Below are 14702 nucleotides of genomic sequence, written 5' to 3' on the forward strand. Positions count from 1 at the left end.
TATCATTGATAATAACTATATTTGAAAAAGGAGTTATTATGATAATAGAGTCTTCAAAAGTTGAAATGAGCTCAGAAACTATGAGTTCTTATGAAATGGTAAGTCAGTCAAAAGTAGATTTTAGAAATGAGTTATTAGGTTTATTAGATGTAAATGAAAAAAACCAAAGTCTTGAATCAGATGGTTTCGAAAAAGTTGATGCTATCGAAAATATAGAACAAACAGAAGCATTAGTAAAGCCATATGAAGATGTTACAAGAATAATATTAGAAATGATTCTTCAAGCATTTTTAGGTGGAAATAAAAAAGTCGATTTTAAAAACTTAAATGACTTAAAATGCAAAAATACGGGTTCTTCTGAGCCTACAGATCCTACAGCAGGCATACCTAAGATGTTGATGAAAAGAACAGTATCCATAGAAACTACACATGAGTATTATAGAAGTGATTCTATATCTTTTAATTCGCAAGCTACAATTAAAACTAAAGATAAAGATATAAATATCGATTTAGATTTATCTTATTCAAAAGAGTTTTATGAAAAACATAGTGAAACACTAAAATTTGAAGAGACACATTTTATGGATCCCTTAGTTATTCAATATGATTGTGCATCTACTGCTTTTGATAGCATAAGCGACAAAATGTGTTTCAATTTTGATATTAATAGTGATGGGGATGAAAAAGAACTACCACTTTTAAAAGATGGAAATGGATTTTTAGTATTTGATAAAGATGGAAATGGAACAATAGATAATGGTACAGAACTATTTGGACCTTCTTCAAATGATGGTTTTGGAGAATTAAGCGAATACGATAGTGATGGGAACAATTGGATAGATGAAAATGACCCAATATTTGATAAGTTACAAATCTGGACTAAAAATGAAAGTGGAGAAGATAAACTTATTGCCTTAGGACAAACAGGAATAGGTGCTATATATTTAAATGATACAAAAGCTGGAATGGCATATAACAAATCAGTAAATGAAAGTTTAGCGTACTTAAAATCTAACTCAATATTTGTAAGAGAAGATGGAACATCTGGAATAATATCTTCAATGGATTTCAAATCATAAAAAGAGCTTTTGCTCTTTTTATACTTCTTGAATAAAATATCTACTATTTGATGAATTGATTTTTAATTTTAATCCAAAAGTATTAGAGATATTTTCTGAAGTTAAAATATCTTCTTTTTTACCTTGTTTAAATATTGTTTCATCTTTTATTAATGCCACATGGGTAATCTCTTCAAAAATCTCTTCAAGATGATGTGTTACTAAAATAATATTTGCTTTTTGGCTTAGTTTTCTTAATAGTTTTATAAAGTTTAATTGGGCTTTTATATCAAGTCCAACTGTTGGTTCATCTAAAATAAAAGCTTTTGGATCATGAATTAAAGCTCGTCCAATGATACATTTTCTAAGTTGTCCTGTACTCATTTTTGCTACAATTTTATCTTTTAAGTCAGTGATTTCAAGGTATTCCAAAATCTCATTTGCTTTGTCATGTTGTTCTTGGGTGAAATCTTGATGTTCAAATACTCCAATTGAACTATAATATCCACTAAGTACAACTTCATATCCTGTCAAAAAATTTCCTTGATCATAAAAATGATTATGTAAATCATTTGTGATTATTCCCATAGCTTTTCTTAAATCAAATAGTGAGTATCTTTCTTTTCCTAAGATTAACTTTTTATGTGGATAATTTTGTCTTGGATGAATTTGAGAAGAGATTAGTTTTATAAGGGTAGATTTACCACTACCATTTGCCCCTAAAATTGTCCAATGCTGATTATCTTCTATTTTCAAATTGAGTTCTTTTAATATAAGTTTATCGTCATAACTCACATGTATATTTTCAAAATCTATAATATTCATAATTAAAACCTTTCTAAATTTTTATTTTATCAAAAATAATTAAAAGTATTGATTTATATCAATGATAATTATTATTGATATTAGTATAGTTAGGAAATTAAATAAAAATTGGATTAAAAAATGAACTTTTTCATAAAGATTATAAAAGATTTCCCCTCTTATTTGTGGAGTGGTTGGGGTGCTATTTCATCTATATTTTTGTTTCTTGTCTTTTGGGATATGGGAAATCAAATATACGGAAATTTAATATTACCAAGTCCAAAAGAGACATTTTTGACTCTTTCTGAGATGTTAAAAAATGAAAGCATGTTAAATGAGATATTAATTACTACAAAAAGAGCTGTTATCGGGTTTTCTATATCTTTATTTTTTGGAACACTTTTAGGGTTACTTTCCGGGCTTTTTATAACAACTTCAATGATGAGCAGACCAATAGTTACTATTCTTATGGGGATGCCACCAATAGCTTGGATAGTTTTAGCAATGATTTGGTTTGGAATGGGAGATATGACTGTTATTTTTACTGTAATTGTAGCTTCTTTTCCTATTATTTTTATAGGTGCTTTACAAGGAACAAGAACTCTTGAAGGAGATTTAAAACAGATGGCTGATAGTTTTCATCTTCCTTTTAAAATGAAACTGTTTGATTTATATTTCCCTCATATATTTTCTTATATTTTTCCAGCATGGATTGGAGCTTTAGGTATGGCTTGGAAAATTGTTGTTATGGCTGAATTATTATCTGCAAATGATGGAATAGGTTCTGCTTTAGCAATTGCAAGAAGTCAACTTGATACGCCAACTGCTTTAGCTTTAGTTGTAATTATGATTGGAACTTTACTCTTCATTGAATATCTTATTTTAGAGCCTATAAAAAGAGAGGTTGAGTCATGGAGATAATAGAAGAGTTAAAAGTTCAAAATGTTTCACACTCTTTTGGTTTCAGTGATATTTTAAAAGATATAAGTTTTACTTTAAAAAAAGGAAAAGTTATATCAATAGTAGGACCCAGTGGTGGTGGAAAAACAACTTTACTGCATCTTTGTGCAAAATTATTGACACTTGAAACGGGAAAGATAAAAAACAGTTTTAACAGTTCTTCTTTTGCTTTTCAAGAAGCAAGACTTCTTCCTTGGAAAAATGTCATTGATAATATTGCTCTAGGATTAAAAGCACAAGGTATGGCAAAAGATAAAAGAGAAAAAGAGGCAAAAGAAATTGCTTTAAAATTTGGTTTAGAAAAAGATGATTTTTATAAATTTCCAAAAGATTTAAGTGGAGGGATGAAACAAAGAGTCTCATTTGCAAGAGCACTTGTGACAAATCCAACTTTACTTTTTTTAGATGAACCTTTTTCTGCTTTAGATATTGGATTAAAAAAAGAGTTACAATCCTTATTGCTTCAAATAATAGAAGAGAAAGAGTTAAGCATTCTTTTTATAACACATGATTTGATGGAAGCGATAAAACTAAGTGATGAGGTGCTTGTTTTAAAAGCTGAACCTGTAGGTCATATCATTAAAAGTTTCATGTTTAATTATCCTAAAAATCTAAGAGACAATACTTTTGTGTATGAACAAACAGCAAAACTTTTAAGTGATGAAACTATTATAAATACATTTGAATTGGAATTAAAATGACAGAAGAAACAAAAAAACAATACGCAACAAATCATTATACGCACTATCCAAAAGGAGAATATCCTTCTTATTTGGCATATGCCTTTAGACCTATGTTTTTAGTTCTTGCTCCTTATATTGTAGTTTCAATCATATTATGGTCTTTTGTGTTTGCTGGGTATATTTCTCTTCCTTTTATAACTGACCTTCTTGGCTGGCACATGTATGAAATGATATTTGGAATAGGAAGTGCTGGAATTGTAGCTTTTTTTCTAACGGGTGCTCCTGAATTATTTCCTGGAACCATTCCTATTGTTGGGAAAAAATTAGCATTTATTATTCTTTTATGGATAGTAGGGAGAATCAGTTTTTGGTGTATGGATTATTTGGGTATTTATTTTGTCGGTTTTATAAATATATCTTTACTTATTTATATTACTGCACTTGTGATAAAACCTCTTTTTGCTGATATTACAAAAAGGCATATTTCCCTTGGCTTTTCACTTGTCTCTTTGATTGTAACTCAAACCTTATTTTTTGCAAGTTCTGCAGGCTTCATCTCTTTTGATACCCATTCAATTATGCTTTTATCTCTTGGATTATTTATGGTTTTAATCTTATTGGCTCTTCGTAGAGTTAATATGGAAGCTATCAATGAGTTATTAGAACAAGAAGGAATTGATGAAACCTTTTATGCCAGATCACCAAGATACAATCTTGCTATTTTTTGTGTAATTCTGTACAGCTTTGTAGAATTTTTTTATCCTCACAATAATATTTTAGGTTATTTTGCCTTTGCAAGTGCAGCAGCTATTTTGAATATTTTAAATGATTTTATTTTAAAAGATAACAATATTTTATTTAAACCTTTTGTTGTTTATTTGATGAGTATTTTAGTTTTGATGGCGATTGGTTATGGGCTTTTGGGATTTGATTATCTCAATGAAGGCATATATGCTTTAAATCATTTTCGACATTTTTTGACAACTGGAGTTTTTGGAATAGTCTTTTTCATAGTGATGGTTGTTATTTCAACAGTGCATACTGGAAGAGAACTGTTTACTAACTTTTGGTTAAATCTTGGAGTTTTTTTAATAATTCTATCAACAATAATCAGAAGTTTTATACCTTTTTATGAAGAGTTCTCAATGATGATATACATCAGTTCTTCCATTCTTTGGGCCATTCCTTTTATGATTTATATGAAAATGTTTTTTCCTTTTTTAGTCAATAAAAGAGCTGATGGCATACCCGGTTAAAATAAAATTTACGTATTCAAAGGAGTATATATGAAACAATTATTAAGTGTGTTAGTTATGGCTGTTTCTTTATTTTCAAGTGAAATAAATAAACAAATAATAATAAAAGTGGCTGGTCCATTTGCAAGTGTATCTCACCCCATAATACATATGGCAAACAACCAATCACTAAAAGATATGGGAATAAATATCAAGTTTGTTATTTGGAAAAATCCAGATGAACTAAGAGCTTTGATTTTAAGTAAAGATATAAATTTTATAGCAATTCCTACAAATGTTGCTGCAAATTTATACAACAAAGGTGTAGATATAAAACTTTTAAATGTCTCTATTTGGGGAATATTAGGAATGATAAGTAGAAATCCTGATTTAAAAACATTAAAAGATTTTAAAGGAAAGGAGATTGCGGTTCCTTTTCGAGCCGATATGCCGGATATTGTTTTAAAAGAATTGATAAAAAAATCTGGTTTAGACCCTCAAAAAGATTTTAAACTAAGATATGTGTCAAGTCCAATTGATGCTATGCAAATGCTAATTTTAAGAAGAGTTGATCATGCCTTATTAGCTGAACCTGCCATTTCAATAGCGTTGAGAAAAACAAAATCTTTTCCTATAAGTGTTGTTGCCCCTGATTTGTATAGGAGTGTTGATTTGCAAGAAGAGTGGGGAAAACTATTTGCGACAAAAGCTAAATTACCACAAGCAGGAATTGCTTACATAGGAGATACAAAAGGAAAAGAAAAATTAATAAATAGATTCTTAGAAGAGTACTCAAAATCACTTGAATGGTACAAACAAAATTCCATTGAAGCTTCAAAGTTAATAGTAAAAGAACTTCCTATGTTAGAAGAAAAAGGCTTAGCAGACTCCATTGCTCATATTTCATTTGAAAGCATAAAAGCAATTGATGCAAAAGAGGAGTTAGACTTTTTCTTTAATATCTTAAAAAAAAGTGAGCCAAAATCAATAGGTGGAGAAATCCCTAATTCAAATTTATATTATCAATAAAAGGACAAAAATGAAAAAAATAATTTTAATCTCAGCAATAACAAGTTTGGCTTTATTTCAAAATAGTTTTGCTGGTACTATTTTAGAGGATGTAACTGTAACTACAGCTACAAAAACTGAAAAAAACATTGAAGGTGTCAGTGCTTCTGTTATAATAGTTACTCAAAAAGATATTGAACGAATAGCAGCTTCGACATTAAAAGATGTATTTGAAAAAATACCTTCAATAAATGCACAATTTGGAAGATTTCCTCATCCTAGTTCAGCTTCAAAAGCTTCTATATCAATTAGAGGAGCAGGAGCAAATGGAACGTTGATTTTAGTTGATGGAAAAAGGTTATCTGGTGAAACGGAAGGACCTTATGAGTTGAATAGAATACCAACTTCAATGATTGAGAGAATTGAAATCGTCAAAGGTTCTATGTCTACCCTTTATGGTTCGGATGCCATTGGAGGAGTAATCAATATCATTACAAAAAAAATTGAAACAAACGGTTCAACGATTGATATGAAATATGGACAAAGTGGGCAAGGTAAATCTAAAGAAAAAAATGTAAACTTTACAACACGTGGAGTAACAAATGAAGTTAGATATAAACTTTTTGGATCAATAATAAATACAACATCTTATAGTAAAAATAAATCATATTCACAAGTTGCAACAAATCCATCAACAGGCGTAATTTTGAATGGAAACCCGCAAAATGGAATTAGTGGTTCTAGTAAAGTAACATATATAGATGAAGGAACTGTAAATAATATTGGGGGAAGAGTAGAAAAAGATTTAAATGATAAAATAACTTTAGGGTTAGACGTAAATTATTTAAATGAAAACAGAAAAGGAAAGTATCTAGGAAGTGCTAAGTTTTCAGGAGGTGGCTTGATTAAAAATACTCCTGTTAATTCTGAAGATAATAATAAAAGAATCGATGTATCATCTGATTTTAAATATCAAATATCAAATAATTTATCTGGACAAACAACGGTATATAGATCGTATTATAAAAAAAGAAATGAAACCACGCCTATTAATTTCACTGGACCTGTTAATAAGAAATTTAGTGCAAATGTTACCATTGATACTTTAGAATCAAATTTGACTTATCTTTTTAATGATTCAAATATTATAACAACTGGCCTAGAATATAGAAAAGAAACAAGAGATTCAAGTGCAATAAATATAGATGCAAGTTCAAGTGAATTTGTCACAAAAGTTGTAAAATATAAGTCACTATTTATTCAAGACGAAATGGTAATCACAGATAGCTTAAATGCAACTATGGGTGCAAGATATGACAATATATCAAATGCAGAAAATAAAGTTACTTTTCAAGCAGGATTAGTACAGAAACTAAATGATAAAACAAATCTTAGAGTAAATTATGCACAAGGATACAGGGCACCTGATATTGCAGAGTTATATGTGGTTTCGCCTTCATATAAAGATGGGAAAAGATTTGGATCAGATGTAATTTTTGGACCAAAAACAAAAGCTTATGATTTAAAACCTGAACAATCGCAAACTTTTGAAATAGCATTATCAAATAAATTAGAAAATCTTTTCTCAGAAATTGTTTTATTTAATACAAAAATAGACGATAAAATAGAACTTGCTTCATATGGAACAGGTAATGCAAAATATTACACTTCAGAAAATTTAGAGAAAGTTGATATAAAAGGGGCTGAATTAAATATTGCCTACATTATTAATGAAAATAGTGACTTAAACTTTAATTTAACTTATTTAAATACAGAAGATAAAAATACAAATAAAGAACTCTTATTTACACCTGATTTATCAGCTTCTTTAGGGTTAAATTATCAAATAATACCAAACTTAACAACGAATTTATCTCTTAGGTATATTGGCGAGCAATATACAAATAACCAAAATACAACTAAGGCAGAAGATTATTCATTAGTTGATATTGGAATAAATTATGATATAAATAAAACTTTAGCTATTTATGGTGGAGTAGATAATATTTTTGATAAACAATTAGAAGAAGATATTGGTGTAAATGTTGGAGTATTTTTTTATACAGGAGTAAGAATTAAGTTTTAATTTTGTATAAATGTATAATCTTAAACAAGATTTAAATATAAGTTCACTATAATTCGCGTCCATTTCAATTGAAGTGAGATTAGTATACCTATTAGGAGGTCTTCTATGGCTTTAGATCAGGAAGTAAAAAACAGTATTATCGAAAAATACAGAAGAGATGAAAAAGATACAGGTTCTTGTGAAGTTCAAGTTGCAATTTTAACTGAGCAAATCAGAGTTTTAACTGAACACTTAAAAATCAATAAAAAAGATCACTCATCAAGATTAGGTCTTTTAAAAATGGTTGGAAAAAGAAAAAGATTATTAAAATATCTTAGAAATACTGAGTATGCTAGATTTGTTGAATTAGTTGCAGATTTAGGAATCAGAGCTAAGTAATTTACTTTGCTTAACTTTAAAAAGGGTTGTAACTTTTTAGTTACAACCCTTTTTTTTTAAATAAAAAAATTAATTTTACTGTATAATGATTATTAATACTCTTTCTTGTAAAATAGAAAAATTTTAAAAAAGGAATCAATCAAAGATGTTATTGACTAAAAAAAGTGAGTACGCACTTCTTTCTCTAATCTCTATTGCTAAAAGCGATAAAGCAAAAAATGTGGATGAATTATCAAGAGAATTAAGAATCCCCAAATCTTTTTTAGCCAAAATAATGCAAAATTTAGCCAAAAATGAAATAGTAATATCACAAAGAGGTGTAAATGGTGGATTTATTCTTGCCAAACCTTATGATCAACTTACTATATTTTCAATAACGGCTGCAGCTGAAGAAAAAATTCCTTCAGTCTTTGAATGTGCCCCATCAATGGAATCATGCCCTAGTGACTCTGGAAGCTTGTGCTCTATTTGGCCTTTATTAAATAATCTCCAAGGTAAGATAAATGAATTTTTAGAAGAATTAACACTAAAGGACATCGCTCAATGATATTATTTCATATCTCTCATACGGATTTAGATGGATATGGTTGCCAACTTTTAACCAAAGAGATATTTTCCCAAAGTTACTACTTAAATGCAAATTATGGACTAGAAGTAAAACAAAGTATTATTCATTTTATAGAACACATTAAAAATGAAGAGATAAAAGATGAAATACTATTTTTAATAACTGATGTGAATCTAACAAATGCTGAATCAAAATATTTAAACAATGAAGTAATAAAATTAAATGAAGATGGTTATAAAATTAAACTTCAACTTTTAGATCATCATGCTACAGGTCAAAGTTGTGCTGACAAGTATGATTGGTACTTTTTAGATATTTCAAGATGTGCTACAAAAATCACATATGACTATTTTGTAAAAAATTATAATGCATTTGAAAATGAATCCCAAACTTGGATAGAGCCTCTTGTAAATGCAATAAATGCAATTGATATTTGGATAGAAGACAATAAAAAAGATTTTGAATTTGGGAAAGTATTACTTAGTATGGTTTCTCATGTAAGAGAAATCAATAATGTTCTTTTTGCAAATAAAAATAGAGACTTTAGAATTCATTTACTAAAAAAAGCATCTATGTATTTAAATGAAGTTGATGGAAATATAAAGTTAGATAGTGCAATCCATAGTTTAAAAAAAGAGTTTTTAAATCTTGATGGACAGGATGATACAATAGATAATCTTAGTGCAAAATATTTAGTAAATTCTATTACAAGTATAAAAGATGAACTTACAATTAACTTCCAAGATAAAAAAGGCGTTTTAACTTATACTCTAGGTGGTATTTCAATTCCCGCAAATGCATTTTTGAAAGCTAATAAAGACTATGACTTTTTTATTGATGTTTCTAAAAGAGGAAATGCAAGCTTTAGAGCAGATGGGAATTTAGATGTTGGATTACTTGCACAAAAATTGGCAAATGGTGGGGGACATCCTAATGCATCAGGTTGTAAATTCGATGATTTCAAAGAAGTTATAAATTATAGTGATGTTAAAAAATATATTCAAAATAAATTAGACAATATTAAAATATAAGATTATTTATATCTAAATTTAGTTATTTACATTCTTAAATTTATGAAATTATCTTTTTTAACATATAAATCTGATATTATATAATAATTATTTTTTAAGGTAAAATTATGAATGATGATATTAATTGGACTTCTGAACAAATATATAATATTATTTATGTTGAAGATGATGAACAAGTTCGAATAAACTTTGAAGAAATATTTAAAGATTTTTTTAAAGAGGTATATGTTGCAAATGATGGTGTAGAAGCTTTAAAAATCTTTAATAAATTAACTTTAGAAAATAAAAGAGTAGATGCAATAATAAGTGATCTTAATATGCCAAATATGAATGGCATATCCTTATTAAAAAATATTAGAGCTGTCAATGAAGATATTCCTTTTTATTTTACAACTGCTTACTCAGATGAAAATAACCTTTTAGAAGTAATTAAATTAAATGTTACTGCATATTTTATAAAACCAATCGATATATCAATAATGGTAAAAAAAGTTATAAAAGATGCTCATAAATATAATCAAAATCAAATAATTGAAAAACAAAAAGAAGAATTAGAAAGATATTTAGCCGCAATAGATAATGTTGCTATTATTTCAAAAACCGATTTAAAAGGTAATATTACCTTTGCAAATGATTTTTTCTGTGATATATCAAAATATAAAAGAGAAGAACTTATTGGAAAACCTCATAATATAGTAAGACATCCAGATTCGTCTAAAGAAATTTTTAAAAATCTTTGGGAAACAATTAAAAAAGGTGAAACCTGGAATGGAAAAATTAAGAATTTAGCAAAAGATGGTTCTGTCTATTATGTAAATAGTACTGTTATACCTCTTTTTGATGAATTGGGAAATGAGATAGTAGAGTATGTTGGAATAAGATTTTTAACCACAGAAGAAGAAAATTCAAAAAGAGAATTTAGAAAAAAAGTAATTGAAAATATGCAACAATCAAAGAAAAAAGAGATTGAGTATATAAATAAAATAAGAGAATTAGAACAAGAAATAAGAACAAGTGTAAAACCTGATTTGTCTATGTACTTAGAGCAAATGGATAATATGAAAAAGAAAAATGGACAATTAAAAGCTCAAATAAACCAATATGATAAAGAAATAGTTGCAATTAGAAAAAAAAATGAAGAGCTAATTGATAGTGCAAATAATAAAGTTTCTAAATCTATTTTTGCCTTAAGAAAAATAAAATCAGAAAATGATAAACTTATCAAAGATTTTAAAGAGCTTGAAATTGAAATTGAATTAAAAAAAGATGTAATTTTTGATTTACAAAATAGGTTAGAAGAACGAAATAAAAGAATTGAAGATTTATTAGATGTAATAAGCCTAAGAGATAAAGAGCTTAAAGAACAGAAAAAATGATTAAATTTGTTTTGATTTTCATAGTGTTTTTTTTTAGTTCATGTAGTGTTTCGGATGTTCAAAATATAGCACAAGCTGCAATTAGTAAAGACCCTTCTTATGCTTTAAAAAGTATAGCAAAATCAAAATCTATTCAATATACAACAAATCCCAAAAGGCTATCAAAAGACATAGCTAGTTTAGATAAATTCTTATCAAATTTTGTAAAAGAGATTACAAATATTTGGGGTGAAAAAAATGTCAAAATACCAAAACAAAAAGAGTATGTAAAATATTTACAAAATTATAAAAGTAGGGCATTGGTTGATTTTGATAATGGAATAGTGACTGTTGAAACAGTAGATGATAAGAACTTTGAAAAAAGTTTAAAAAATGCAATAGTAACAACTTTGTTATTACCAGATGATCCAAGAGCTGCTGATTTATTTGAAGCAAAAAGCGTAAAACTTGGCTCTACTCCTTATTTACTTGGTGAAATTAAAGACGACCAGAATAAAGATATAAGATATGAATGGAGAGCAAATAGATTTGCAAATATTTTAGTAAAAAATGATTTAAACACTAAAACAATAAAAAAAGATGGGAAAGATGTAAAAGTCTATTTTGTAAAAATACCTATGGTAAAAGATCATGCAAATATTAGAGTGTCAAAATTCAAACCCTTTGTTGAAAAATTTGCTAAAAAATATAATATTAGTAAAAATTTAATTTATTCAATTATTCAAACTGAAAGTAATTTTAACCAATTTGCAATAAGTAGTGCCAATGCCTATGGACTTATGCAAATAGTTCCTACAAGCGCTGGAAAAGATGCTTATAAATATGTTAAAGGTAAAACTTGGGAACCTAGCAAATCATATTTATTTGATGCGCAAAATAATATTGAGTTAGGTAGTGCATATTTAAAAATATTAGGAAGTAAGTATTTAACAGGAATAGAAAATCCAATATCAAAAGAATATTGTATCATAAGTGCATATAACACAGGAAGTGGGAATGTTTTAAAAACTTTTTCAAAAGATAAAGACGAAGCTAAAAATAAAATTAACAGTAAAAAACCTTCTGAAGTTTATAAGGTACTTATAAATAATTTACCCTATGAAGAAACACGAAATTATTTAAAAAAAGTCCTAAAATATAAGAAAGATTTTATAAGTATTTAATTGATTAAAATGTTTCATAAAGTAACTATATTTTTACTAATAATTATTATAATTAGTACAAATATTTTATAAGTTATAATTAAATATCTATACTATATTATTTAAAAAATTAGTATAAGGATATTATTATGATTGGAAGAAAGATATTTGGGAACTTAAGTATTTTCAAAAAGTTATTATCGATAGGTATATTGACATTTTTTGCAATTGCTTCCTTAAGTGCTTATTTTATAGTTAATCAAAAAAATGTAATGTTAATGGAGAAAAAAGCAAAATTAACTAATCTTGTAGAGATGTCATATAGTTTAGTTGACAATGAGTATCAGCAATTCAAAGATGGTAAAATCGATGAAAAGACTGCAAAAGAAAATGCAAAAGAATTATTAAAAAAGTTAAGATTTGACAAAACGAATTATGTTTTTATAAATAATGATTCAGAAGAAACACCAAAAATTATAATGCATCCAATAGATGAGTCCTTAGTTAATACTACGCTTGAGGATAAAAAATATGACAATGCCTTTAGTATAGAGTATGGAAATAAAGTTGACAAACTTGATAACATGAATATGTTTAAAGCTTTTGCAAAAGTTGCCAATGAAAATGGAAATGGTTTTATAAAATATACTTGGCCAAAAGCGTCTGGTAACGAACTTGTGCCTAAACTATCTTATTTACAAAAATTTGATCAATGGGGTTGGGTTATTGGAACTGGAATTTATATTGATGATATTGATGCAGACTTTAATGATAATATAATTAAAGCAGCTGGAATTATTCTAATTATTTTAATTATCTTATTTAGTACATTTTCTATGGTTAGTAAAGATATTGTTTCAAAAGTAAAGTTATTAAATGAAAATGTCGAAAACTTTTTTGCCTTTTTAAATAGAGAGAAAGATGAAATAAACTTTACACCTATTACTTGTAAAGATGAATTTGGTCATATGTCTAGAATTGTAAGTAGAAATATTGAAAAAACTAAAATTGGAATTGAAGAAGATCGAAAATTAATTGATGAAACCATATTAGTATTAAGTGAATTTGAACAAGGTGATCTATGTCAAAGACTAAATTCTAATGTTAAAAATCCATCACTTTCACAGTTAAAAAATGTATTAAATAGTATGGCACAAAATCTTGAAAATAATATAGATAAAGTTCTTAATGTACTTGAAGAGTATACTCATTATAACTATTTAAATAAAGTAAGTACAAATGATATTAAAAAAGATTTATTAAAACTTGCCAATGGAGTAAATGATTTAGGGACTTCAATTACAAATATTTTATCTGAAAATAAAGTAAATGGATTAACTCTAGATAGTGGTTCGGATATATTATTATCTAATATGAATAAATTAAATCTAAGTTCTAACGAAGCAGCAGCCTCATTAGAAGAAACAGCAGCTGCATTAGAAGAAGTAACAGGTAATGTTCGAAGTAATACAGATAATATTGCAAAAATGGCTCAATTATCAAATGCTGTTACAAAATCAGTAAATGAGGGTGAAGAATTAGCAAATAAAACTACTATTGCAATGGAAGAGATTAATACACAAGTTACTTCAATACATGAAGCGATAACAGTAATTGATCAAATTGCTTTTCAAACAAATATCTTATCACTTAATGCAGCAGTAGAAGCAGCAACTGCTGGAGAAGCTGGAAAAGGATTTGCTGTAGTTGCAGGGGAAGTTCGAAATCTAGCAACAAGAAGTGCAGAAGCAGCAAAAGAGATAAAAAATATAGTTGAAAGGGCAACCAACAAAGCAAATGAAGGTAAAGATATCGCTACGAATATGATTAATGGATATGAAAACCTTAATGGAAATATTACTCATACAATTAACTTAATATCAGATATAGAAATGGCAAGTAAAGAGCAATTAGATGGAGTAGAACAAATAAATGCTGCTATTAATAATCTAGATAGACAAACACAAGAAAATGCTTCAATAGCATCGGAAACAAATAATATTGCTATGGCTACCCATGAAATTTCTAAATTAATTGTAAGTAATGCAAATGCTAAAGAATTTGCTGGCAAAGATACTCTAAAAGGAAAAGATATAAATAGTATCTTGTTAAATAAAAGTGCATCAAAAGAGCAAAAAGTTAATAATCAGAAAAAATCAGTTAACACATTAAATAATAAGAGTGAAACAAAAACTGAAAAAGTTGAAAAGAAAGAAACAACATCAAATAAAATTATAACTCCAGCTAAATCAAATGATGATGAATGGGAGAGTTTTTAAGAAGTTTGAGTAAAACTCAAACTTCTAATACTCTTTTTTTATATTTATATATCAATATATCTTGATATATAAATATAAATATGATACAATTTCA

The 14702-nt window shown here is 27.4% G+C and carries 13 protein-coding genes; 12 read left to right on the top strand and 1 reads right to left on the bottom strand.

All coding sequences use genetic code 11. The features are described from left to right. The first annotated feature begins 38 nt into the window (after positions 1-38). Positions 39-1079, top strand: coding sequence for a hypothetical protein (locus CRU95_RS07670; protein ID WP_129100561.1), 1041 nt, complete (start codon positions 39-41; stop codon positions 1077-1079). 18 nt (positions 1080-1097) lie between these two features. Here the strand turns inward: CRU95_RS07670 and CRU95_RS07675 are convergent, their stop codons facing one another. Further along, on the bottom strand, positions 1098-1883 hold the full coding sequence (locus CRU95_RS07675) for an ABC transporter ATP-binding protein (protein ID WP_129100562.1): 786 nt from the start codon (positions 1881-1883) through the stop codon (positions 1098-1100). A 120-nt stretch (positions 1884-2003) separates the two neighbouring features. On the opposite strand from CRU95_RS07675, the gene CRU95_RS07680 reads away from it, so the two are divergent. The 11 genes from CRU95_RS07680 to CRU95_RS07730 all read left to right on the top strand — a co-directional run bounded on the left by CRU95_RS07680 (position 2004) and on the right by CRU95_RS07730 (position 14608). Beyond that, positions 2004-2783 carry an ABC transporter permease gene (locus tag CRU95_RS07680; protein WP_129100563.1) on the top strand — a complete coding sequence of 260 codons (780 nt, stop codon included), beginning with the start codon at positions 2004-2006 and terminating at the stop codon, positions 2781-2783. Continuing rightward, on the top strand, positions 2774-3523 hold the full coding sequence (locus CRU95_RS07685; RefSeq protein ID WP_129100564.1) for an ABC transporter ATP-binding protein: 750 nt from the start codon (positions 2774-2776) through the stop codon (positions 3521-3523). Before CRU95_RS07680 ends, CRU95_RS07685 begins: the two co-directional genes overlap by 10 nt. Beyond that, positions 3520-4761, top strand: coding sequence for an NnrS family protein (locus CRU95_RS07690; RefSeq protein WP_129100565.1), 1242 nt, complete (start codon positions 3520-3522; stop codon positions 4759-4761). The genes CRU95_RS07685 and CRU95_RS07690 overlap by 4 nt, the downstream gene beginning before the upstream one ends. Before the next feature lie 30 nt (positions 4762-4791). Beyond that, entirely contained in the window at positions 4792-5769 is a 978-nt protein-coding gene (locus CRU95_RS07695) for an ABC transporter substrate-binding protein (protein WP_129100566.1), read from the top strand. 10 nt (positions 5770-5779) lie between these two features. Then, entirely contained in the window at positions 5780-7834 is a 2055-nt protein-coding gene (locus tag CRU95_RS07700; RefSeq protein WP_129100567.1) for a TonB-dependent siderophore receptor, read from the top strand. 105 nt (positions 7835-7939) lie between these two features. Next, positions 7940-8212, top strand: coding sequence for a 30S ribosomal protein S15 (gene rpsO, locus CRU95_RS07705; RefSeq protein WP_013134407.1), 273 nt, complete (start codon positions 7940-7942; stop codon positions 8210-8212). Positions 8213-8357: 145 nt separating this feature from the next. Next, entirely contained in the window at positions 8358-8759 is a 402-nt protein-coding gene (locus CRU95_RS07710; RefSeq protein ID WP_129100568.1) for an Rrf2 family transcriptional regulator, read from the top strand. Beyond that, the gene (locus CRU95_RS07715; RefSeq protein ID WP_129100569.1) at positions 8756-9811 is read left to right on the top strand and encodes a DHH family phosphoesterase; all 1056 of its coding nucleotides are present in this window, start codon (positions 8756-8758) and stop codon (positions 9809-9811) included. The genes CRU95_RS07710 and CRU95_RS07715 overlap by 4 nt, the downstream gene beginning before the upstream one ends. 107 nt (positions 9812-9918) lie before the next feature. Further along, complete coding sequence (locus CRU95_RS07720) at positions 9919-11187, top strand: response regulator (RefSeq protein ID WP_129100570.1); 1269 nt, start codon at positions 9919-9921, stop codon at positions 11185-11187. Beyond that, on the top strand, positions 11184-12350 hold the full coding sequence (locus CRU95_RS07725; protein ID WP_129100571.1) for a murein transglycosylase domain-containing protein: 1167 nt from the start codon (positions 11184-11186) through the stop codon (positions 12348-12350). The genes CRU95_RS07720 and CRU95_RS07725 overlap by 4 nt, the downstream gene beginning before the upstream one ends. A gap of 128 nt (positions 12351-12478) precedes the next feature. Beyond that, positions 12479-14608: a methyl-accepting chemotaxis protein gene (locus CRU95_RS07730; protein WP_129100572.1), complete on the top strand. Its 2130-nt coding sequence runs from the start codon at positions 12479-12481 to the stop codon at positions 14606-14608. The last annotated feature ends 94 nt before the right edge of the window (positions 14609-14702 follow it).

Source organism: Arcobacter sp. F2176, assembly GCF_004116465.1.
Taxonomy (GTDB): domain Bacteria; phylum Campylobacterota; class Campylobacteria; order Campylobacterales; family Arcobacteraceae; genus Arcobacter; species Arcobacter siniprincipis.